The 22092-nt window shown below is 44.5% G+C and carries 20 protein-coding genes and 1 other RNA gene (1 of these 21 running past the window's edge); 15 read left to right on the top strand and 6 right to left on the bottom strand.

The window, feature by feature from the left end:
- Window positions 1-105: 105 nt before the first annotated feature.
- Entirely contained in the window at window positions 106-1560 is a 1455-nt protein-coding gene (gene aldA, locus ACGTNI_RS04970; protein WP_085506672.1) for an aldehyde dehydrogenase, read from the top strand.
- A 155-nt stretch (window positions 1561-1715) separates the two neighbouring features.
- Here aldA and ACGTNI_RS04965 read toward each other — a convergent pair whose 3' ends face one another.
- Both ACGTNI_RS04965 and queF read right to left on the bottom strand, forming a co-directional pair.
- A complete protein-coding gene (locus ACGTNI_RS04965; RefSeq protein ID WP_085506673.1) occupies window positions 1716-2348 on the bottom strand; it encodes a queuosine precursor transporter in 633 nt (210 codons plus the stop codon).
- Between the two features lie 50 nt (window positions 2349-2398).
- On the bottom strand, window positions 2399-2896 hold the full coding sequence (gene queF, locus ACGTNI_RS04960) for a preQ(1) synthase (protein WP_085506674.1): 498 nt from the start codon (window positions 2894-2896) through the stop codon (window positions 2399-2401).
- A 414-nt stretch (window positions 2897-3310) separates the two neighbouring features.
- On the opposite strand from queF, the gene acsA reads away from it, so the two are divergent.
- Window positions 3311-5023 (top strand): acetate--CoA ligase, encoded by a 1713-nt coding sequence (acsA, locus tag ACGTNI_RS04955; RefSeq protein WP_394460429.1) that lies wholly within the window; start codon window positions 3311-3313, stop codon window positions 5021-5023.
- Window positions 5024-5072: 49 nt separating this feature from the next.
- Here the strand turns inward: acsA and hmpA are convergent, their stop codons facing one another.
- A complete protein-coding gene (gene hmpA / locus ACGTNI_RS04950) occupies window positions 5073-6311 on the bottom strand; it encodes an NO-inducible flavohemoprotein (protein WP_394460427.1) in 1239 nt (412 codons plus the stop codon).
- A 222-nt stretch (window positions 6312-6533) separates the two neighbouring features.
- Between hmpA and ACGTNI_RS04945 the strand changes: the two genes are divergently transcribed.
- The 6 genes from ACGTNI_RS04945 (at window position 6534) to ACGTNI_RS04920 (ending at window position 15032) form a co-directional block, all read left to right on the top strand.
- A complete protein-coding gene (locus ACGTNI_RS04945) occupies window positions 6534-6974 on the top strand; it encodes an Rrf2 family transcriptional regulator (protein WP_085506677.1) in 441 nt (146 codons plus the stop codon).
- A gap of 106 nt (window positions 6975-7080) precedes the next feature.
- Window positions 7081-8397: a lysine N(6)-hydroxylase/L-ornithine N(5)-oxygenase family protein gene (locus ACGTNI_RS04940; RefSeq protein ID WP_394460425.1), complete on the top strand. Its 1317-nt coding sequence runs from the start codon at window positions 7081-7083 to the stop codon at window positions 8395-8397.
- A gap of 82 nt (window positions 8398-8479) precedes the next feature.
- The gene (locus tag ACGTNI_RS04935; protein ID WP_085506679.1) at window positions 8480-8998 is read left to right on the top strand and encodes a type 1 glutamine amidotransferase domain-containing protein; all 519 of its coding nucleotides are present in this window, start codon (window positions 8480-8482) and stop codon (window positions 8996-8998) included.
- Window positions 8999-9834: 836 nt separating this feature from the next.
- Window positions 9835-11541 (top strand): serine hydrolase domain-containing protein, encoded by a 1707-nt coding sequence (locus tag ACGTNI_RS04930; RefSeq protein WP_394460423.1) that lies wholly within the window; start codon window positions 9835-9837, stop codon window positions 11539-11541.
- Window positions 11542-11606: 65 nt separating this feature from the next.
- Window positions 11607-13727: a glycoside hydrolase family 3 protein gene (locus tag ACGTNI_RS04925; RefSeq protein ID WP_394460421.1), complete on the top strand. Its 2121-nt coding sequence runs from the start codon at window positions 11607-11609 to the stop codon at window positions 13725-13727.
- 27 nt (window positions 13728-13754) lie between these two features.
- The gene (locus ACGTNI_RS04920; protein ID WP_085506683.1) at window positions 13755-15032 is read left to right on the top strand and encodes an exo-beta-N-acetylmuramidase NamZ family protein; all 1278 of its coding nucleotides are present in this window, start codon (window positions 13755-13757) and stop codon (window positions 15030-15032) included.
- Window positions 15033-15077: 45 nt separating this feature from the next.
- On the opposite strand, the gene ACGTNI_RS04915 is transcribed toward ACGTNI_RS04920, so the two are convergent.
- Window positions 15078-15485 carry a PH domain-containing protein gene (locus ACGTNI_RS04915; protein WP_394460419.1) on the bottom strand — a complete coding sequence of 136 codons (408 nt, stop codon included), beginning with the start codon at window positions 15483-15485 and terminating at the stop codon, window positions 15078-15080.
- 84 nt (window positions 15486-15569) lie between these two features.
- Between ACGTNI_RS04915 and ACGTNI_RS04910 the strand changes: the two genes are divergently transcribed.
- A complete protein-coding gene (locus tag ACGTNI_RS04910) occupies window positions 15570-16337 on the top strand; it encodes a DUF3891 family protein (protein WP_085506685.1) in 768 nt (255 codons plus the stop codon).
- Window positions 16338-16385: 48 nt separating this feature from the next.
- Here the strand turns inward: ACGTNI_RS04910 and ACGTNI_RS04905 are convergent, their stop codons facing one another.
- Together ACGTNI_RS04905 and ACGTNI_RS04900 are read right to left on the bottom strand one after the other, a co-directional pair.
- Window positions 16386-17675, bottom strand: a complete 1290-nt coding sequence (locus ACGTNI_RS04905) for a glycoside hydrolase family 18 protein (RefSeq protein WP_394460417.1) — start codon at window positions 17673-17675, stop codon at window positions 16386-16388.
- 61 nt (window positions 17676-17736) lie between these two features.
- Window positions 17737-18267: a cysteine hydrolase family protein gene (locus ACGTNI_RS04900; protein ID WP_394460415.1), complete on the bottom strand. Its 531-nt coding sequence runs from the start codon at window positions 18265-18267 to the stop codon at window positions 17737-17739.
- A gap of 71 nt (window positions 18268-18338) precedes the next feature.
- Between ACGTNI_RS04900 and tadA the strand changes: the two genes are divergently transcribed.
- The 6 genes from tadA to ACGTNI_RS04870 form a co-directional block, all read left to right on the top strand.
- Window positions 18339-18827 (top strand): tRNA adenosine(34) deaminase TadA, encoded by a 489-nt coding sequence (tadA, locus tag ACGTNI_RS04895; protein ID WP_394460664.1) that lies wholly within the window; start codon window positions 18339-18341, stop codon window positions 18825-18827.
- 44 nt (window positions 18828-18871) lie between these two features.
- An RNA gene (gene ffs / locus ACGTNI_RS04890) (signal recognition particle sRNA large type) lies at window positions 18872-19137 on the top strand.
- A 208-nt stretch (window positions 19138-19345) separates the two neighbouring features.
- Window positions 19346-21031, top strand: a complete 1686-nt coding sequence (gene dnaX, locus ACGTNI_RS04885) for a DNA polymerase III subunit gamma/tau (protein ID WP_085506688.1) — start codon at window positions 19346-19348, stop codon at window positions 21029-21031.
- Between the two features lie 23 nt (window positions 21032-21054).
- A complete protein-coding gene (locus tag ACGTNI_RS04880; protein ID WP_062443807.1) occupies window positions 21055-21372 on the top strand; it encodes a YbaB/EbfC family nucleoid-associated protein in 318 nt (105 codons plus the stop codon).
- A gap of 11 nt (window positions 21373-21383) precedes the next feature.
- Entirely contained in the window at window positions 21384-21980 is a 597-nt protein-coding gene (gene recR, locus ACGTNI_RS04875) for a recombination mediator RecR (protein WP_062443810.1), read from the top strand.
- Between the two features lie 16 nt (window positions 21981-21996).
- A protein-coding gene (locus tag ACGTNI_RS04870) for a YaaL family protein (RefSeq protein ID WP_229717897.1) crosses the window boundary here: on the top strand, window positions 21997-22092 show its 5' end (the start). Its footprint extends 114 nt past the window's final position; only the first 96 of its 210 coding nucleotides appear in the window; it begins with the start codon at window positions 21997-21999; its stop codon lies beyond the right edge, outside the window.

Raw genomic sequence — 22092 nt, 5'->3', positions numbered from 1 at the left:
CGCAAACGAAAGGGCAATACATGGGTCGATGCGCGTGTTTAGGACAGGACTTTGGGTGGAAGATAATTTACAGGAACTCACATTCCGATTTAGAGGAGGATTATCTTGCAAACCCATAAACTATACATTGATGGTCAATATATAGAATCTACTGGAAATGAATGGCTCGATATCATTAATCCGGCAACAGAAGAGGTGATTTCACAGACACCCCGAGGCACAGAGGAAGATATCGATCGTGCTGTCAAAGCGGCTTTCAACGCCCAGAAAGATTGGGAACTGAAACCAAACATTGAACGTGGAAAAATCGTCCGCGAAATTGGTGACCGCATCGAAGCAAAACGTGAGCGGTTCATTGAATTGCTGCAGGAAGAACAGGGGAAAGACTATGAGCTTGCCAGCGGAGAAATTGATCTCGCGATTGATTATTTCCGTTACATGTCCGAATGGGCACGGCGAATCGAAGGAGAAATCGTCCCAAGTGACCGCCCTAATGAGCACATTCACATTTACAAAAAACCAATCGGCGTCATCGGCGGTATTGTGCCTTGGAACTTCCCGATGTTCATTTTGGCGCGTAAGGTAGCGACAGCACTCGTTACTGGCTGTACGATAGTATTGAAACCGAGTCAGCAGACACCGAACACCGCGATGGAATTTACAAAAATCATTGATGACATGAGTGAAATTCCAAATGGCGTCTATAACCTTGTCACTGGCACAGGATCTGAAATCGGAAATGCCCTTGCTTCTCATGAAAAAGTCCATATGGTGACGATGACCGGAAGCATCCCGGCAGGCACAAAGGTAATGGAAGCAGCTGCGCAGAATATTACGAAAGTGAATCTCGAATTAGGCGGGAAGGCACCTGCAATTGTCACAGAAAACGCTGATCTTGACCTTGCTGCTGAAAATATAAAAATGTCACGTCTTGCTAATAATGGACAAGCATGTACCAATGCAGAACGGGTATATGTCCATGAAAGCGTGGCAGAGGAGTTTTTAGAGATACTGAAAGAAAAAATCGAAGATGTCACGATTGGTGATCCACTGGAGAATAAAGAAGCGGATGTTGGTCCATTAGTAAGTGAAGACCGCAGGGAGACCGTTGAAGAGATGGTTACGAATGCTGTCGATGCCGGAGCGGAAGTAGTGACTGGCGGCGAGCGTCCGCAGGAATTTGATAAAGGGTTCTTCTATAAACCGACCATTTTGAAAAATGTGAAGCAGAATATGGAAATCATCCAGGAAGAGATTTTTGGTCCTGTCATACCGGTGACTACCTTCTCCAATTTGGATGAAGCAATTGAAATGGGTAACGATACCGTTTATGGCCTCTCTTCTTCCGTATATACGGAAGATTATCATGAAGCGATGCGAGTCGTGAATGAGTTGAAATTCGGTGAAACGTTCATCAATCGTGAAAACTTCGAAGCCGTCCAGGGCTACCATGCCGGGATGAGACAATCGGGACTTGGCGGCGCTGATGGCAAGCACGGCGTTGAAGACTTCCTCGTCACCCAAACCGTCTATATGCAGTATAAAGACGATAAACAATAAAGCATATGCAGGATTGTATTAAAAATATTTTTTTCGATCATTTCATTTAGAATCAATAATGATGTGTTTCGTGCGAAGATACTGATCTAAGTTAAAATATAATTTACGAGCAAATACAAAAATCCCAGCAGTTTCGATAACTGCTGGGATTTGTTTTATTTCATAGATTCTGCTAAATGAAAGCTTTGTTTATCTTTTTTTGCTGTTTTTACTAACAAGTAAGCGATTGGAGTATCGACGGCTGCGACGAGGAACTTGAATACATACTGCGTAGCGATCATTCCAAGTAAAGCCGCAGTTGGCATCGTACCGGCAAATGCAATGGTAATGAAGACGACGGTATCAATCAATTGGCTCGACATCGTCGACAAATTGTTCCGAAGCCATAGCTTCTGCTCACCATGCTTCTTCTTTAAGCGATGGAAGATGAAGACATCGAAATTTTGACTGGCAACATAAGACACCAGGCTTGCCAGCATCACCCGGAAGCTGCCACCGAGAATCGTTTCGAATTCCGCCTGCGATTGGAAAAAGGGAGCAGCAGGAAGTTGAATTGCCACAAAAATGAAAATAAGTGCAATTACCTGCGTGAAAAAGCCGGCCTGGACTGTTTTCTTTGCTGCTTCTTTGCCATACACTTCACCAATGACATCAGTGATCAAATAAGTGACGACGTAAACAATGACAGCAGCAGGTAGGACGTAGCCGCCGATAGAGAACAGCTTGACGCCTAAGATATTAGCTAAAATCAATAAACCAACAAATAAAGCATTCAAATAAATGAACATATATCATCTCTCCTTATAAAAGGGAGCATGCTTGTGAACGTCGCCCTCGATTAACGGTTGTCGATTTTTTCAGGATATAGATCATGGTTGAAAAGCCTTTGTTCTGCCATCTGCTCGAACTTAGTTCCAGGCTTACCGTAGTTACAATACGGATCGATGGAAATGCCGCCTCTTGGTGTGAATTTACCCCACACTTCGATATAGCGTGGATTCATCAGTTCAATCAGGTCGTTCATAATGATATTGACACTATCTTCATGAAAACCTCCATGATTTCGGAAGCTGAACAAGTACAGTTTCAGTGACTTGCTTTCGACCATTTTTTCCTCTGGAATATAACTGATATAAATCGTTGCAAAGTCCGGCTGACCTGTCTTGGGACAGAGCGTTGTGAACTCAGGGCAATTAAATTTAACAAAATAATCCCGGCTCGGATGCTGGTTATCGAATGTCTCCAGTACATCGGGGTCGTAATCAAAGGAATAGTTCGTCCCTTGACTGCCTAATAAGGATAAATCTTTTAAATCTTCATCTTTTCGTCCAGCCATGTAGATTTCCTCCTCTATATGTTTATATAGGTAAACTTTCCGAAAGTACAAAAAAGACCACACCCTAAGGGATATGGTCTGTATCATCATATATCCTTAGTTTTTTATCGAGGGTGTCGCTAAGAACCTCTCCCATAAATAATTGGTACGGATTTTATCCAATTGTAACCTTACTTATTATAGAGGTGTTCCCGATGCTTGTCAATTAAAAGTAAAGGGAAGTAATGCTTTTTCACCAATCTGACAAAACTTACCCCTTATCACTTTAAAACTTCAGCGAAGTATTCTAAAATAAAAGGTAATTCACGAATTTTTAGAAAAATCCAAATTAGGAGTCCTTGCCAAACATAAGTGTCGCAGGTGTTTTTTTACTTAAGTAAGAAACCGTTTACAAATTTTAAATGAGGTGATTCTATGGACATGCAACCAATTCCAGCACGTGAAGGCAATCACAACATGAAAGACTACAACGAAGCATACGAACAATTCCAATGGGATAGTGTGAAGAGTCAATTCTCTTGGAGTGAAACAGGAAAAGTAAACATCGCTTATGAGGCAATCGACCGTCATGCAGACAACCCTGATAAGAAAGATCAGACCGCATTGATCTATTCGGCTCCTAATCGTGAAGAGAAACTGACATTTGAAGATTTGAAATTCAAAAGCAATCAATTTGCGAATGTACTGAAAAAATATAATGTGAATAAAGGAGACCGTGTCTTCTTGTTTATGCACAGAAGTCCGGAATTCTACGCAGCATTTCTAGGAATTCTGAAAACCGGTGCCATTGCCGGACCTTTATTTGAGGCATTCATGGAACAGGCTGTACGCGACCGTCTGGAAGACAGTGAGGCAAGCATGCTTGTCACAACTCCAGAGCTGTTGGACCGGGTTCCTGTCGATGAGCTTCCAAACTTGAAACAGATTGTCATTGTCGGCGATGTACCTGAAAATGGCGACTACATTGATTATCATAAAGAAATGGATCAGGCATCCCAGGATTTCGACATTGAATGGGTCGATTTAGAAGATGGCATGCTGCTTCACTATACATCCGGTTCTACCGGCAAGCCAAAAGGTGTCTATCATGTACACAACGCCATGCTGCAACATTATCAAACTGGTAAATGGGTGTTGGATCTGAAAGAAGATGACACTTACTGGTGTACGGCCGACCCGGGCTGGGTAACTGGTACAAGCTATGGTATTTTTGCCCCTTGGCTTAACGGTGTGACCAATGTGATCCGCGGCGGACGTTTCAGCCCGGATGACTGGTATGGAACCCTGGATGAATATAACGTTACGGTTTGGTATTCCGCACCGACAGCTTTCCGTAAGCTTGTCAGCGCCGGTGAAGAGGTGGCGAACAAGCACGATTTATCTTCGCTGCGCCACGTATTAAGTGTCGGGGAACCGCTTAATCCAGAAGTAATTACCTGGGGACTGAAAGCGCTCAACCTTCGAATCCATGACACATGGTGGATGACAGAAACCGGAGGCATGATGATTTGTAACTATCCGGCTATGGATATGCGTCCAGGTTCCATGGGTAAACCTTTCCCTGGTACGGAAGCGGCAATCGTCGATAATGATGGGAATGAGCTTCCGCCAAACCGGATGGGTAACCTTGCCCTGAAAAAAGGATGGCCGTCCATGATGCGCGCTGTTTGGAAGAATCCAGGCAAGTATGAAAGCTACTTCCTTGGTGACTGGTATGTATCCGGGGACAGCGCCTATATGGATGAAGATGGCTACTTCTGGTTCCAGGGTCGTCTGGATGACGTGATCAACACGTCAGGTGAACGCGTCGGCCCATTTGAAGTAGAAAGTAAATTGATTGAGCACGAAGCAGTTGCTGAAGCCGGTGTTATCGGTAAACCAGACCCTGAACGCGGCGAAATCATCAAAGCGTTCATCACCTTGAACGAGGGTTATGAAGAGTCTGATGAATTGCTCGAAGATATCCGTCAGTTCGTCAAAAAAGGATTGAGTGCGCATGCGGCGCCTCGTGAAATCGAAATCAAGGATACGATTCCGAAGACACGAAGTGGTAAAATCATGCGTCGTCTCCTTAAATCCTGGGAGCTTGGTCTTCCAACTGGAGACACCTCTACACTAGAAGAATAAGCAATCAAAAAAGATGCCTGCAATGTTACTGCAGGCATCTTTTTTATGTTTATTTTTCTAAATCACCCTGAGGGCCAAAGAATTCGTAATTAATCTGTTGCATTGGAACGTTCCATTCTTTCAAAGCACCATAAATTGCTTTCATGAATCCTTCTGGTCCACAGAAATAGAAATCAGAATCCTGCGGAACAATGGATTGAAGCCATGCAAGGTCGACATACCCTTCTTTAGCATGGATTTTTTCTTTCATATCCTCTTCTGTTGGTGTGTCATAGACGATATAAGTCTTAATGTTTGGATATTCTTCTCCAGCCATCTTCATATCATGCTTCAAGGCATGGACGCTGCCATTACGAGCGGCATGAATGAAATGAACTTCCCGATCGATTTGTTGTTTGATAATAGTCTGCAGCATGCTCATCATTGGTGTAAGCCCAACGCCGCCACTGATCAGTACCAGCGGTTTTTTGGATGCTGTATCAAGGAAGAAATCACCGGCAGGGGCACTGACAGGGATAACGTCTCCTTCATTCACATGTTTGTGCAGGAAGTTAGATACTTTACCCTCTGGAAATTGTTCTGTCCCTTCCTCTCGCTTGACACTGATTCGGTAATAGCCTTTTCCAGGAGCGTCAGAAAGACTGTATTGGCGTAATTGATCAAACTCTTCATTCGGCATTTGTGCTTTAATGGTCAAATATTGGCCGGGTTTATAGCCTGGTAAAACTCCTTCGTCAACTGGTTTTAAGTAGAAGGACGTAATGACATCACTTTCTTTTACCTTATCAATGACCTCAAAATCGCGGTAGCCGACCCAGCCGCCAGTCTCTTCGGCAGTTTCTTGATACATGTTCGCTTCCACTTGAATGAAAGCCTCTGCAATGACTCCATAAGCCTTTTCCCATGCATTAATGATATCATCGGTAGCCGCATCACCGAGTACGTCTTTAATAGCAAGCAGCAAATACTTTCCTACAATCGGGTACTGTTCGGGTACGATATTCATACTGCGGTGTTTATGGGCGATCTTTTCGACTGCAGGCATGATAGCGCTTAAATCATCGATGTATTGAGCAGCGGCATAGACAGCATTCGCAAGGGCGCGTGGCTGCTTTCCTTCTTTTTGGTGTGTCATATTGAAAACATTTTTAAGCTCCGGGTGGGCTTCAAACATCATTTGATAGAATCTGGTTGTAATTTGTTCTCCGTGTTCCGCAAGTACAGGCACAGTGGCTTTAACCGTAGCGATTGTCTGCTCATCAAGTTTAGGAAGTGTTTCTGTAGACATAATGAAAAAACTCCTTTTAAAAAGTTAGTGTGATTTAAAGATGTATTTTTCGTGTATCTTTATTGTTAAACATTATAAACACTAAAGCAATATTAAAAATGCATGTTTTTGTGACAATTTGGTTAACTGTTTCACATGAAACAATTGAAGTTTACAAATAAGACAATCGTTATCTACCTGTGATACGATTATAAAAAGTAAATTATTTAAGGAGTATGCTACATGCGTCTGAAAAAATATACGGATTATGCGCTTCGTGTGCTTATATATACCGCTTCAAAACCAGAAGGGGAGCTTGCGAGCATCAAAGAAATCTCGAAAGTCTTCGATATTTCGGAAAACCATTTGAGCAAGATTGTCCATCAGTTGAACAAGCTGGACATGCTCACGACCATCAGAGGCCGGTCGGGTGGGATCAGGCTCGCTAAACCACCGGAAGAGATCAATGTCGGGGATGTGGTGAGAAAGATGGAAGATGATTTTATCCTGCTGGAATGCTTTGACCGTGGTTCTGATCATTGTGTGATTACACCAGCCTGTAAACTGAAGCATGTACTAAATGATGCGCTTGAGGCATTCCTGAATATTTTGGACGAATATACACTTCAGGATTTATTGAGCAATAAAAGCAGGCTCCGACAACTGATGGATATTACCGATTAAATAGGCCGCCTCTCTTAGGCGGTTTTCTTTTATTCCAAAGCCTTTTGATTATGAAACTAGCTGCAGACCATACTATAAACATGGTATGAAATAGGAGGACGGATTCATGGAAAAAATATATGATGTCATTGGGATCGGGATTGGACCTTATAACCTCGGATTAGCTGCATTAATGGAAAAAACAGAGCTGGAAGGACTGTTTTTTGATAAAACGGCTGAATTTGACTGGCATCCAGGAATGATGATTGAAAAAATGAATTTGCAGGTTCCTTTTCTGGCCGATGTCGTAACATTGGCGGATCCGACAAGCACGTATACATATTTAAATTATTTGCATGAACAAAATCGGATGTTCCAATTTTTCTTTTTCAGCGAATTCAAAGTCCCGCGCCAGGAATATAATGATTACTTGAAATGGGTAGTTGAAAAACTGGATGGTCTTATGTTCGGGTATGAGGTAGTAGATGTCATCGACCATAACCAGGGTGAAGATGCTCATTATGAAGTCATTACAAAATCAGTCGAAAACAGCGAAGAGAAAAGCTTTCGCGCCAGGCATATCGTCATGGGTACAGGAAGCAACCCGCTGATTCTGGATGAAATGAAAGGATACCCGGAAGAAGACATCCTTCACACTAGTGATTACCTGTATCAAAAAGGAGAATTACTTTCTTCTGACCATGTTACCATCGTCGGTTCCGGTCAAAGTGCTGCAGAAGTCCTTTTGGACCTGTTGCAGGAACAAGAATACCGTGACAATATGCATTTAACGCTATTCACACGATCATCCGGCCTATTCCAACTCGAAAGTGCCAAACTTGGACAGGAATTTTTCTCGCCGGATTATATTGATTATTTCCATGGTCTTCCCTACAAAAAAAGAAAAGACTCGCTTGATTTGTTAGGCAACCTACGGAAAGGTATTGATCCCGACACGCTAGAAGAGCTCTATAAAACGCTTTATCACAAGTCGACTGGTGATAAGAAAGCACGTGTAACCATCCAGCCAATGACAGAAGTAAAGGATATTGAAAGAAATGGAGATTCTTACTTGCTTAAATGTCATCAATGGCAGGTGGACGAGGAGTTTGATTATCCTACGGAGAAAGTGGTATTGGCGACCGGGTACGCCCCCCATATTCCAGACTGGTTCCTGAATCGCTTTCAAGAAAAAATCGAATGGGAAGATGAGAAGCGCTACCGTGTAACCCGCGATGCCCGCCTTGTATTCCATGAGAATAGGAATCATCATTTCTTTGTCGCGACGAATCTGGCCCATTCTCATGGTGCCGGTGCTACCAACCTTGGGCTAGCCGTCCGGCGCAATGTTCAAATTATAAACAGGATTGCCGGAGAAGAACTCTATCAAGATAAAAGAAATACGATTTTTCAGCAATTCCAAATGGAAGATAAAGACAAATAAGTTTAATTCAGTTATGCACGGGTAAATCAAATATGTGACTTCATTAGAAATCGAAAAATATAAATGAAGGAGGATTTTTGTTATGAGTAAAAAAATAGCATGCTTAATGACGGATATGTTTGAAGATGTGGAATATACCGATCCTGCCAAGCAGTTTAAAGAAGCAGGACATGAAGTAGTGACGATTGAAAAGGAATCAGGGAAAGAGGTAACTGGTAAACAAGGGGAAGAAACGGTTAAAATCGACAAAGGAATCGATGAAGTTAAACCGGAAGATTTTGATGCCTTGTTCTTGCCAGGTGGATTTTCACCAGACCAGCTTCGCGGCGATGAACGATTCGTAGAATTTGCGAAGCATTTCATGGATGAAAAGAAACCAGTATTCGCTATCTGTCACGGTCCGCAACTCTTGATAACAGCTAAAACGCTGGAAGGCCGTAAAGCGACAGGATTCAAGTCGATCGCTGTTGATATGGAATATGCCGGTGTCGACTATAAGGACGAAGAAGTGGTCGTCTGTCAGGATCAGCTGGTGACAAGCCGTAACCCGGATGACCTGCCAGCCTTCAACCGTGAATCCTTGAAGCTTCTCGATAAATAAATATGACTGACTCCCCCCAACCACCTGTGAGGCTATAAAAGGTCTTGCAGGTGTTTTTTATTGCCTTCTTCGCTTTTTTCAAAGACTTAGTTACAAGATAGTTGGGTCCGTTACCATAGAGGAAAGGGCTGGGCTGGGAAACGACTCGCTTTCCTGCGGGGGACCTGGCAAGCTTCCTCGGGCTATAGCCCTGCGGGATCTCGCCTAGTCCCTCTCCCGCGGGAGTCTCCCCGTTTCCCTGCCCATCCAGCCAATCTAGTAATAAACGCCCCCTTCAAAAAGTGTATAACTAACCCCTTCCTCAGCACGTATTTATAAAGAATGTACAGGAGAAGAATTTTTTTATTCTTACGTGGGGCATCATGGGGTAGTTTCTTAAAGTGTTATTTCGAGAACTTTCTATGGCAAGGTCCGGTGGGGAACGGCGAGACTCCTTGAAAATGCTACGCATTTCCTGCGTGCGTGGGTTAAGTCAGGGTGAAAATTCAAAGTCCTGCGGGATGAGCATGATAGGTGAGACCCCGCAGAGCGTTAGCTCGAGGAGGCTCAGCGCATGGCGGCGGATAGGGAGTCGTTCCCCACCGGACCGTTATGCAGGCAAAACTCTCGAAATCAAGTCTTCGACTTTTCGGTCTTATAGTTGAATATGCAAGTCATATAATCAATGGATTAAAAGATAAACCAATCTTAATGTGACATAAGGACTATTTTTTCTGAAGTTTATGACTTATGTGGTATAGACAACTATATAAATGATTAGATACGCTACATGTAAGAAAGTGTAAGCCTTTTCATTCGCTTATGTTCGACAACAATATGCACAAAGGAGGAAGGTAATGAAAAAGAAAACATGGAAGCTTGCATTGGTGGCTGGGATCGGTTTTTCTCTTTTAGGGAGCAATGGGACTTTGATTCATGCGGATAATTCTCTCCCGCCCAAACCGACACTGGAGCAAAAAGAAAAGAAGGACTCCCACAAGAATGTCCATCCTGCTTTTTCATGGGGTGACGCGGGGCCTGTCTCACCCGTTTTACATCCAGGCTCAGTGAGAGGTGCAGGGATGGTGGAAGCACCCCTGTCAGATATTGACGATTTGATGGAAAGCAAAATTGAAGAAGGAGTCATGCCTGGGGCTGTGACATTCGTTGCCCGAAAAGGACACATTGTTCAGCATGAAGCATATGGACATGCCGCGTTATATACGGACGACCAGGGGACAGAAATGGACAACCCGGCAGCTATGGAGAAAGATACGATTTTTGATATGGCGTCGATCAGCAAAGTGTTCACTACAACAGCAGCTATGCAGCTATATGAAGAAGGGTTATTCGACTTGGACGACCCTGTAGCGGACCACATTCCTGAGTTTGCAGCCAATGGAAAAGAGCAAGTGACGATTCGGCAGCTGATGACCCATACCTCCGGATTTACAGCATGGGTACCGCTATATACTCAGGAAGGAAATAGGGAAGATCGCCTTCAATATGTTTTAGAACACCCGTTGGCTAATGAACCAGGCACAAGCTATACATACAGTGATCTGAATATGATCACGTTGAGTGTATTGATTGAACGACTGTCCGGTCAACGCCTTGATGAATATGTAAAAGCAAATATTACAGAGCCCCTTGGCATGAAAGATACGATGTACAATCCCCCTGCATCTTTGAAAGAAAGGATAGCGGCGACAGAATATCAGCCGTGGACAGATCGGGGAATTGTGTGGGGCGAGGTACATGATGAGAATGCCTGGTCGCTGGATGGGGTAGCTGGCCATGCCGGAGTCTTTTCCACTGCGGAGGATTTAGCAGTTTTCGCTCATATGTATTTGAATGAGGGCAGCTATGGAGGAACAGAAATTCTGAAACCAGAGACAGTTAAGCTCCTCGCTGAAAATCAAATCCCGCAATTCCCTGGTGATGACCATGGCCTTGGCTGGGAACTGCAGCAGGGCTGGTATATGGATGCGTTATCCGGAAGCATGACGCTTGGCCATACCGGTTACACAGGCACTTCTATCGCTGTCAGTCAAAGTAACGATACAATTGCCATACTGCTTACCAACCGGGTTCATCCTACCAGAGAAACTGTTTCAACCAATGTGGCCCGTCGCCCATTTGCAAGATTAGTTGCAGACGCTATTCCGGTAGAAATGCCGAAAAAAGAAACATCCTGGTTTGCCGGCTATGGCGATCAGCTCAACCGGACATTGAAAGGAGAAATAAATCTGGATGAGCCGGCTGTCTTGAGTTTTGATACATGGCACCGGATTGAAGCGGGCTATGATAAAGGTTTCATTGAAATAACGAGAGACGGAGAAAGCTGGGAACAGGTGGGAGATGCACTGACCGGGAATAAAGACTGGCACACACGTGAGGTGACATTGCCAGCTGATACACAGCAGGTAAGATTCCGGTACCAGACTGATAGCTATACTAATGGCAGGGGATGGTACATTAACAATGCTGCGATCACATTGGAAGATGGCAGTGTCATAAATCCAGACCTATCAGGCGAAGGTTGGGAATTACGTAACTACTAAGCTGTGCAACATCCTGATAATCCTGTCGTGACAAGAAAGACTATTCAACATAAGGAGGATGTAACATGAGGCGTATCCGTACAAAATGGGTGTTTTCGTTACTGGCCTTTATGCTGGTATTTTCGCACCTGCTCTTAGGAATTCCTGCTCAAGGTGTGGAAGCGGCAGAGCGTGAAGGTGTTAAGGATCTCGTGCTTCTGGAAAACGTACCACAAGCAGGTGAAGAAATAGATGGACAGGAGTTGGATTTAACCGCACTTCACTTATACGAAGAAGGACATTTCATGGCAGTTTCGGAAGGTCTCACTTGGTCGTCAACAAATAAAAATGTAGCGACAGTGGACCAGCATGGTAATGTCACACTTACCGGACAGAACGGGAGAACTTTTATTGAGGTAAGTGACGGCACCTATGCAGACCGGATCGCGGTTGATTACAAGCCGGATGCTGATGCGTCCGGTACAAAAGGAAAACCTGCATCTACTGTGAAACTGGTCAAGGAAGAAGGCGAACGCTACGATATCATCGCTCAAGCCATTGAACAGATGAGTCTGGAAGAAAAAGTAGGACAAATGCTGATGCCGGATTTTCGTAATTGGAATGGAGAAAATGTAACGGAAATGCTTCCGGAAATCGAGCAGCTTGTTAAAGATTATCACCTTGGCGGTGTCATCTTGTTCCGTGAAAATGTTGTCACTACGGAACAGACGGCTGAACTTGTTTCTGCCTATCAGGAAGCTGCTGAAAAATACGGATTGCTTTTGACGATTGACCAGGAAGGCGGGATTGTTACCAGACTCCAGTCTGGAACGGATATGCCTGGAAATATGGCGCTTGGAGCCGCAGGATCTTCTGAAATATCAAGAAATGTCGGACAAGCGATAGGGGAAGAGCTGGCTTCCCTTGGTATTAATATGAATCTCGCTCCTGTGCTGGATGTCAATAACAACCCGGACAATCCGGTGATTGGGGTTCGCTCTTTCGGCGAAGATCCGGAATTAGTCGCAGAAATGGGGCTTGCCTATACGGAAGGTCTTCAAAGTACAGGAGTTGCTGCTACTGCGAAACACTTCCCGGGACATGGGGACACGGCGGTGGATTCTCATTTAGGGCTGCCAGAGGTACCTCATGATAAAGAGCGACTCAAAGAAGTGGAACTGTATCCATTTCAGCAGGCAATGGAAGCTGGAATTGATGCAATCATGACCGCTCATGTCACTTTCCCGAAAATCGATGATACAAAAGTGATCTCTCAAAAGACAGGGGAAGAAATTGCCCTTCCTGCCACACTTTCACCGAAAGTGCTGACCGGCTTGATGCGTGAAGAGATGGGCTATGAAGGAGTGATCATTACAGATGCGTTGAATATGAAAGCAATCGCAGATCATTTTGGTCCTGTCGACGCGGTTATTCGAGCAGTTAAAGCAGGCACAGATATCGTCTTAATGCCGGTAGGGTTGGAAGAAGTGGCTAGCGGATTGCTGGAAGCAGTAGAGACTGGAGAAATTGATGAATCACATATCGAAAAATCTGTTGAGCGAATTTTGACCTTGAAGATCAACCGTGGGATTTTCAAGGAAGAAACTCCTGAGCCGGTCGATGAAAAAATTGAAACGGCACTAGAGGTTGTGGGTTCGGAAGACCATAAGCAAGTGGAACAGGAAGCTGCCGACCGCTCTATCACATTAGTGAAAAATGACGATGTGCTGCCATTGCAGCCAGCTGCTGATGAACAGATTGTTGTAGTGGGCAACAGTTATATTAATGATCTGGGAGATGCAGTGAAGGAGCATCATGAAAACACAACGGTCATTAGAACCTCAAGCGCTGAGCTAAGTGAAGAGCAAATGGAAATCGTGCAGGAGGCGGACCAGGTGATCTTTGGGAGCTACACGTACAGTGTATCTACCCGTTCTGATTCCCATCCTCAGATGCAACTCGTGAATTCAATTATGGAGACGACGGATGCTCCTGTCATTGGTGTAGGCATTCGTAATCCATATGACATCATGGCTTACCCGACAGTAGATGCTTACCTCGCACAGTATGGTTTTAGAACCGCAAGTTTTGAAGCGACTGCCGCAACAATTTTTGGGGAGAATGACCCAACAGGAAAACTTCCAATCACCATTCCAGGGGAAAATGGTACACCGCTATTTGAATTCGGGCATGGCTTGAATTATTAGAACTGAAAAATTAAGGGAGGGGACATTATGAAAAAATGGATGATTTCAATTGTAACAACATTTCTCATCCTGTCTACACTGACGATTGCTATGGCTGATAACAATGGAAAAGGAAAAGGGAACGGCTACGGCAATGAAAAGAATAATCAGTTCGAACTGGGTGTAGAAGTATTGTTGAATGAGCAGAAGGATTTGATTGAAGGAAAAAAGGTGGGGTTGATCACAAATCCTACGGGAGTCGATCAGGAATTGAACAGCATTGTAGATTTGCTGCATAATGATGAAGATGTAAACTTAACAGCATTATATGGTCCGGAGCACGGCGTTCGGGGAAGCGCCCAGGCTGGAGAATATGTAGAATACTATATAGATGAAAAAACAGGACTTCCTGTTTATAGTCTGTATGGCCAGACCAGAAAACCGACACCGGATATGCTGGAAGATATCGATGTTCTTTTATTTGACATACAGGATGTAGGTACCCGTTTCTACACGTACATTTATACAATGGCTTACGCGATGGAAGCGGCTCAGGAAAATGACATTCCATTCATCGTTTTGGATCGTCCAAACCCGATCAGTGGAAGCAAAGTCGAAGGTCCTGTCCTTGATATGGAGTATAAATCGTTCGTCGGCAACTATCCGATTCCACTTCGTCACGGTATGACGGTCGGGGAGCTGGCCAAGTACTTCAATGAAGAGCATGAAATTGGTGCAGACTTAACGGTAGTCGAAATGGATGGATGGAAACGTCACATGTATTACGATAAAACACCGCTTGAATTCGTAGCTCCTTCACCGAACATGCCGACCCTTGATACTGCGCTTGTGTACCCAGGTGCAGCCTGGATTGAGGGAACGAATGTATCAGAAGGGCGAGGGACGACCCAGCCATTCGAATTAATCGGTGCACCTTTCATCGACAGCACAGACTTGGCGGCAGCAATGAATGAGCTGGAACTTCCGGGAGTGACCTTCCGCGCCGCATCATTCACGCCAACATTTTCTAAGCATGCTGGCAACCTTTCTCATGGGGTACAGATTCATGTCACCAACAAGAAGATCTTCCAGCCGGTGGAAACAGGCCTTGCGCTTGTAAAAACCATTCACGATATGTATCCGGAAGACTTTGAATTCCGTGCGGAAAACAGTTCCGGTATCTCTTTCTTTGATAATCTGGTCGGGAACGGCTGGATCAGAGAAGCGATTGAAGAAGGACAAAGCATTGACACAATCAAATCGCAATGGCAAGGTGAATTGGAGGATTTCAAAGAAATCCGCGACAACTATTTAATTTATAAGTAAAAAAACGAACAGCTGCCTGACTGGTATCGGTCGTGGCAGCTGTTTTCATATACGTATCGTCGCTTTGGGGCATTGTTGCTGCAATACTTCCCGGAATCTATCTTCTTCCTTTGGAATTGAAAGGAGATAGGTGTGGTGATGAGTATCGGTAAATGACAGACGCTTCAAAGTCCAGGCAGGACTTGATAGAGGGTTATAACTGTATTCGACAAGCTTTATATCCTCCAGTTTGACTCTTTTTTTAATTGGACCAAAATGTCCGATGAAAGCATCATCTGTCACTTCGTGGTATGATTGAAATAGCGCCCAAAGAAGAATAACGGCAATCGGGATAACAATGATCAATCCGATCCAGCCCTCTGCGGGGTCTGTATAAATACCCAGAACCCCCAGCGGCAAAAGGGCCATGGTCAGCAGCACGAGCAGTGGGTTTTTCTTTACGCTAAAAATCATTGGAATGCACCTCACATTGTATGTCCTACATAGAAATACGAAAAAAGCAGAAAAAAAGTTTCATTGATACGGGAGGGAAAAGCTATGATAGTCAATCAGGTTGGAGATTCTTTTGTAATGATGGCGCAGCATGACCATGCGATAGCCTCAGGCAAGCTGGTCGATCACTGGAAACAGGATTTTATCATGCGGTCCAAACTCCGCCAGCACGCCGATTGGGCTGTTGGACAGCATGACCGTGCCTGGATTCCTTTGGATAAGCACCCGAAATGGAATGATGATAAGAACCGTCCTTATTCATTTGTGGATTACCCCTTGAAAGAGAAATTGAATGCCTATGTGCATGGCATCGATGAAATTGAAAAAGACTCTTACTATGCGGGTGTACTATGCAGTCGGCATTATAGCTCTTTTTTTCCAAAAGATTCACATGATGCAGACATCAAACACTTTCTCGATCATGAACAAAAACGGCGGAGCCGCTTGAAGAAGCAGATGAACGTAGAAGTACCAAAGTATCTTTATGATCTTCATTTTAAACGTCTGCAATTCTGTGATGATTTATCATTGTATATATGTATGCAGGAGCCGGGGATTTCGAAAGAAGAGGAGCTGTCATGGTTCAAAGATGGATTCAGACAGACATTTGATTTTGCTCCAGATGGCATGATTGCTCACTGGCTGGACAAATACACAGTTTCTGTTGCGCCTTTTCCTTTCGAGCGTCCTTTTGAATTATCCATCCCATATCGTGATGTACCGATGGATGATATCGATCGAAGGGGTCTTCAAAAAGCCTGGGATCAAGCGGATATTGAATACCGTCATGTAAAAATCGTCCCGGGAACATAAATGGAAAGAGGCTGCCTCCACCAATTTTTTGGTGAGACAGCCACCTGTTCATTCCAGTTTTTCGACATTAAACTGTCCTTCAATCAATGTCCAGTTTTGTGGGAAGGATAAACCTAGCTTCCAGTAGCTGACCCCTTTTAAACCAAGTTCTTTCACCAGGTCAAATTTACGCTGGATCGAACGGGCATCCTCAAACCACACCTCGTGTCTTTTCCCTTCGGCATCCTGATAAAAGAAAAAAGGTGCCTGGGCTTCCTCATCGTATTCAATCGCTACATTATTTTCTCTTGCCAGCTGAATCGCCTGTTGAGGGCTGATTGCTTTTGCGAATTCTCCGCCTTCTACATAAGGAAGTGTCCAATCATATCCATATAAGTTCTGACCAAGAAAAATCTTTTCTGCCGGCATTTCAGTCAAAGCATATTCGACTACCTCACGAACTGGGCCAATTGGCGATACTGCCATTGGAGGACCACCGCTATATCCCCATTCATAGGTCATCAAAACGACAAAATCGACGATTTCTCCATGCGCTCCATAATCATGGGCTTCATACCACGCACCTTCCTGTTCAGCACTGGTTTTGGGAGCTAATGCGGTAGAAATCAATAACCCTTCCTGCCTTAAGCGTTGCTTAGCCTTCCGGAGGAAATTATTATAATCCTCTGCCATTTCCGGTGGCAAAAATTCAAAATCAAAATGGATATCTTTATAACCGATTTGCTGAGCGGTAGAGATGATATTATTCAACATGGTGTTCTGGACGTTCTCATCGGTCAAAACCGTCCTCCCCAGCTCAGCGCTGAAACCATCGTCCGTTAAATTGGTCACCACCATCATCAAGGAAGCCGTACTGTCTTGTGCAATCTGCTGAAAGTCATCTAGCGGGGGTGCTTCCAGGCTGCCATCGGATTGTACACGGTAGCTGAATGGAGCGAGATAAGTTAAGAGGGGGCTTCTTCTTCTGGCGGCTGTTTCCAACGCCTGCGAAACCTGCCCTCCTGTCGGCTCCACGTAAGCGTTGAAAGACGCATTCACTTTCGGTTGAGGCGGAATGTACAGCCTCGTCCCTACCTGCAGAGGTGCATCCAATGGAATTTGGTTAATATCAGCCAGTTCCTGAGCTGTCATACCAAATCTCTGTGCAATCGTGTATAGGCTGTCTCCGGATTGGACGGTATAGAACTCCCCGGTAATCGGGATAACCAGCGCCTGACCCACAACGAGGTTTCCTGGAGTTTCTAATTCGTTCGCTTCAATAATGGCTTGTGGATTTATGTTGAACGTATTTGCAATCGAAAACAGGCTGTCTCCGCTTTGCACTACATATATCTGCATCTTGCCACTCCCTTCCTATTAATCCTTTATCAGTTTATGACCAGTAAGGGAGGGTTTATGATTATATCCGAGAAACATCTGCCTTCAAGACATTTTTCATCATCGTCAGTGCAAACATGTTATCATGCGGGTCATTGGATGCGACGGCATTCTGCGGAACCCATAGATCATACTCCCGCATATAAGCGTCATTAGCAGTAAATAAAACACAGATATTTCCCGCGATTCCGCTCAAAATCAACCGTTTTACACCTAACTCATATAAAAGAGACTGCAGCGAAGATTGATAAAACCCGGAATGCTTTGGTTTAATCAGGAAATAATCATCCTCCTTTGGGCGAAGGGCTTGTAACAACTCTTTATTATCATTAGTTAAACAATGCTGATAGATTTGTTGCAGATCTGCCCGCCAGGATGCATAATGGTCATTGATATAGATGATCGGAATCTTGTGGTCACGGGCATACTGTTGTAACTTAAGCATAGCAGGAAGGATATGGTAAGTTTGGTTGAGCAGTTCCTTCCCATGATCAAATTGGAAGTCGTTGATGACATCAATATATAAGAGTGCCGATTGTTTTCCAGCGGTCATAAGGATTCCACCTTCTTTCATTTATATTCTGCTCGATGACGAGCTAAATCATGAAGAAAAGTGTGATGAAAATGTGTGAAGATGAAAAATGGATGCAATATGCGATGCAAGAAGCAAAAAAAGCAGAAGCTGTGGGCGAGGTTCCCATTGGCGCAGTCATTGTCAAGGATAATGAGGTTATTGCCTCTGGGTATAATTTAAGGGAAACAAGTCAGCTTACTTCCTCCCATGCAGAATTCATTGCTATCGAACGAGCGAATAATATTATGGGAAGCTGGCGGCTGGAGGACTGCACACTGTATGTGACATTAGAGCCATGCCCTATGTGTGCAGGAGCTATTCTGCAGGCAAGGATTCCTCGTGTCGTGTTCGGCGCCCCGGATCCAAAAGCGGGTTGTACAGGAACGTTGATGAATTTACTGCAGGATGAACGCTTCAACCACCAGGCGGAAGTAGTCAGTGGAGTTCAGGAAGAGCAGTGCGGACAGATGCTTAGCGATTTCTTCAAGCGGATCCGCAGCCAAAAGAAAAAAATGAAATCATCCAAAGATTTACATTGATTTCCCATTGCATTTTAGAATGAAAATCGTTATACTGAAATATGCCGTGCTAAGCGGGGAGGTAGCGGTGCCCTGTACTCGCAATCCGCTATAGCGAGGCCGAATCCCCATCCGAGGTGGTGCGGCCTTATGGTCTGCCTCAAGTAAGTGGTGTTGACACCCAGGTCCTGCGCAACGGGAACCAGCGAACCCTGTCAGGTCCGGAAGGAAGCAGCAGTAAGCTGACCCTCCCGTGTGCCGCGGGAGTGCCTGGGTCGAGCCATGAGCTTGAGTAACGCATAGGGCCGCCCCATCGAAGATGGGTGCGCGGCATTACATAGGGAAGAACTCACCTGGAATCCCAGGTGAGTTTTTTTGTACAAAAAGACAGGTTTCTTCATGAAAGTCTTTAAAATAAGAAATACCAGGGATTTCGTCACAAGCTAGTTTTTTCTACTATTATTTTAGGCTCCACTTGTTTTCATCTGGAGAGACATTCAGGTATAATAGTAGAGAAACTATAAAAGGAGAACGGTTGTATGAGCTATCAGGCATTATACCGCGTGTGGCGTCCGCGAACTTTTGAAGACGTCGTAGGACAAACGCATATCACCCGGACGTTGCAGAATGCGATCATGCAGGATAAATTTTCGCATGCCTATCTTTTTTCAGGCCCGCGCGGTACTGGAAAAACCAGTGCGGCGAAAATTTTTGCTAAAGCAGTCAACTGTGAACGTTCTCCAGCAAAAGAACCGTGTAATGAATGTGCTGCATGCCGTGGCATACAGGATGGTTCTATCTCCGATGTCATCGAAATCGATGCCGCTTCGAACAATGGGGTCGAACAAATTCGTGAGATACGAGATAAAGTGAAGTATGCTCCTAGTGTAGTGGATTATAAGGTCTATATCATTGATGAGGTACACATGTTATCGATCGGCGCGTTCAATGCTTTGCTGAAAACATTGGAAGAACCGCCGAAGCACGTCATTTTCATTTTGGCGACGACCGAGCCGCACAAAATACCACTGACCATCATCTCCCGGTGCCAGCGTTTTGATTTTAAACGGATTTCCCAAACAGCAATGGTTGACCGAATGGAGAAGATCATTACACAGGAAGGTATCGAGGTAGCGAGGGAAGCGCTTGAAGTAGTTGCGCTGACAGCAGAAGGCGGCATGCGGGATGCATTGAGTTTACTTGATCAGGCAATTTCCTACAGTGATGAGGAAGTGACCATTGATGATGTTCTGGCTGTGACGGGCTCTGTATCCCAGCAAAAATTAGCCGGGGTTATCGAGTCGCTTCAGCAGCATGATGTTAAGCAGGCATTACAGCATGTAGATGATTTGATTCAACAGGGGAAAGATCCTGGACGGTTCGTTTTCGATTTGATTTATTATTTAAGGGATTTACTTCTATATAAAAGTGCTCCTGACTTGGCTGATAATCTTGAGCGGGCCATACCGGATGAGCAGTTCAGACGATTGGCGGAAGCAACAGCACCTGACTGGATCCAGCAGGCGATCAAAGAATTGAATAAGTGCCAGCAGGAAATGAAATGGTCGACCAGTCCGAAGGTGTTCATTGAAATCGCGATGTTGAACCTTGTCGACAGTCAGCCTGAGTCCCAGCCGGCAGAGTCAGAAGCGGTCCAGCGTCTGGTACGAAGGCTGGATGAGATGGAACGGGAGTTGAAGCAGCTCAAGCAGAATCCTGCATCTGCCCCATCTTCTCCACAAGAGTCAAGACGTCCGCAGCCTAGAAGCAACCGTAACGGATTTAAAGTACCTTATGAACGAATCCGTCTCGTATTAAATGAAGCTTCGAAAGATAATATCAAAATGATCCATTCGAAATGGGCGAACTTCATGGAAGCTTTAAAGCAGAACAACGCCCCGGCTCATGCCACATTGCTGAACAGCAAACCAAGGGCAGCTTCGGATAAAGGACTTGTCCTGGCGTTCCGGTATGAAATTCATTGTTCACTGGCTCTTGAACATAAACAGACCATTGAGCCTTTGTTAGCGGACTTCATCGGCAGAAGTGTGGAAATCATCCCCATTCCTGAGCCGAAATGGCAGGAGTTAAGGGAAGAATATGTTCGTAAGCAGAAAACGGAAGAAGCGGAAAATGGGGAAGACGGCAAGGAAGAGGAAGAAGATCCATTAATCACCGAAGCGCGCAAGCTTGCAGGTGATGATTTGATAGAAATACATGATTAAATATCCTGAAGGAGGAATTTGCCATGCGTGGTGGAGGAAACATGAATAATATGATGAAACAAATGCAGAAGATGCAGAAGAAAATGATGAAAGCCCAGGAAGAGCTTCATGAGATGACTTTTGAAGCAACTGCCGGTGGTGGAATGGTTAAAGTTGTAGCTAACGGGAAAAAAGAAATTACAGATGTAGAAATTAAAGAAGAAGTCGTCGACCCTGATGATGTAGATATGCTGCAGGACTTAATTCTTGCTGCAACCAACGATGTATTGAAGCAAGTAGATGATAAAACTAACGATACCATGGGACAATTCACTCAAGGCTTGCCTGGAGGAATGTTCTAGGAGGAATTCAAATGTATTATCCAGAGCCGATTTCCAAGCTCATCGATAGTTTCACGAAACTGCCAGGGATAGGCCCGAAAACGGCTGTCCGCCTGGCTTTTTTCGTGCTGGAGATGGAAGAAGATGATGTTTTGGAGTTTGGTAAATCACTAGTAAATGCTAAGCGGGAACTTACCCATTGCTCGGTTTGCGGGCAAATCACCGATCAGGATCCGTGTTCCATCTGTCAGGATGAAGCACGTGACAATTCACTTATTTGTGTCGTACAAGATCCGAAAGATGTCATAGCTATGGAAAAAATGAAAGAGTTCAGTGGGAAATATCATGTCTTGCATGGGGCGATTTCTCCCATGGATGGAATCGGTCCGGAAGATATCAATGTGCCGAGCTTATTGAACCGTCTGAAGGACGAAGGCGTTGAAGAACTGATTCTGGCTACTAATCCGAATATCGAAGGAGAAGCGACAGCTATGTATATATCGCGACTCGTCAAACCTTCTGGAATTCGGATCACCCGTTTGGCCCATGGGCTGCCGATGGGTGGAGATTTGGAGTATGCGGATGAAGTCACTCTTTCGAAAGCAATGGAAGGAAGAAGAGAACTATAATAAGAGGGTGTCACGTTTGAGAAGGAAGAAAATCAAAAAGGTGATGGATCAGGAACTCTTGGCTGAAATATATTATTTGAAACAAGATTGGATGCAGTTGAAAAAAATCATC

Source organism: Thalassobacillus sp. B23F22_16 (genome assembly GCF_043496955.1).
GTDB lineage: Bacteria > Bacillota > Bacilli > Bacillales > Halobacillaceae > Thalassobacillus > Thalassobacillus devorans_A.
This window is presented reverse-complemented; position numbering and strand designations above follow the sequence as displayed.

Coding starts and splice junctions, on each gene's coding strand:
- ACGTNI_RS04965 (WP_085506673.1), bottom strand. CDS start 2,348: ATGTTCATTTATTTGAATGCTTTATTTGTTGGTTTATTGATTTTAGCT.
- queF (WP_085506674.1), bottom strand. CDS start 2,896: ATGGCTGGACGAAAAGATGAAGATTTAAAAGATTTATCCTTATTAGGC.
- acsA (WP_394460429.1), top strand. CDS start 3,311: ATGGACATGCAACCAATTCCAGCACGTGAAGGCAATCACAACATGAAA.
- hmpA (WP_394460427.1), bottom strand. CDS start 6,311: ATGTCTACAGAAACACTTCCTAAACTTGATGAGCAGACAATCGCTACG.
- ACGTNI_RS04945 (WP_085506677.1), top strand. CDS start 6,534: ATGCGTCTGAAAAAATATACGGATTATGCGCTTCGTGTGCTTATATAT.
- ACGTNI_RS04940 (WP_394460425.1), top strand. CDS start 7,081: ATGGAAAAAATATATGATGTCATTGGGATCGGGATTGGACCTTATAAC.
- ACGTNI_RS04935 (WP_085506679.1), top strand. CDS start 8,480: ATGAGTAAAAAAATAGCATGCTTAATGACGGATATGTTTGAAGATGTG.
- ACGTNI_RS04930 (WP_394460423.1), top strand. CDS start 9,835: ATGAAAAAGAAAACATGGAAGCTTGCATTGGTGGCTGGGATCGGTTTT.
- ACGTNI_RS04925 (WP_394460421.1), top strand. CDS start 11,607: ATGAGGCGTATCCGTACAAAATGGGTGTTTTCGTTACTGGCCTTTATG.
- ACGTNI_RS04920 (WP_085506683.1), top strand. CDS start 13,755: ATGAAAAAATGGATGATTTCAATTGTAACAACATTTCTCATCCTGTCT.
- ACGTNI_RS04915 (WP_394460419.1), bottom strand. CDS start 15,485: ATGATTTTTAGCGTAAAGAAAAACCCACTGCTCGTGCTGCTGACCATG.
- ACGTNI_RS04910 (WP_085506685.1), top strand. CDS start 15,570: ATGATAGTCAATCAGGTTGGAGATTCTTTTGTAATGATGGCGCAGCAT.
- ACGTNI_RS04905 (WP_394460417.1), bottom strand. CDS start 17,675: ATGCAGATATATGTAGTGCAAAGCGGAGACAGCCTGTTTTCGATTGCA.
- ACGTNI_RS04900 (WP_394460415.1), bottom strand. CDS start 18,267: ATGACCGCTGGAAAACAATCGGCACTCTTATATATTGATGTCATCAAC.
- tadA (WP_394460664.1), top strand. CDS start 18,339: ATGTGTGAAGATGAAAAATGGATGCAATATGCGATGCAAGAAGCAAAA.
- dnaX (WP_085506688.1), top strand. CDS start 19,346: ATGAGCTATCAGGCATTATACCGCGTGTGGCGTCCGCGAACTTTTGAA.
- ACGTNI_RS04880 (WP_062443807.1), top strand. CDS start 21,055: ATGCGTGGTGGAGGAAACATGAATAATATGATGAAACAAATGCAGAAG.
- recR (WP_062443810.1), top strand. CDS start 21,384: ATGTATTATCCAGAGCCGATTTCCAAGCTCATCGATAGTTTCACGAAA.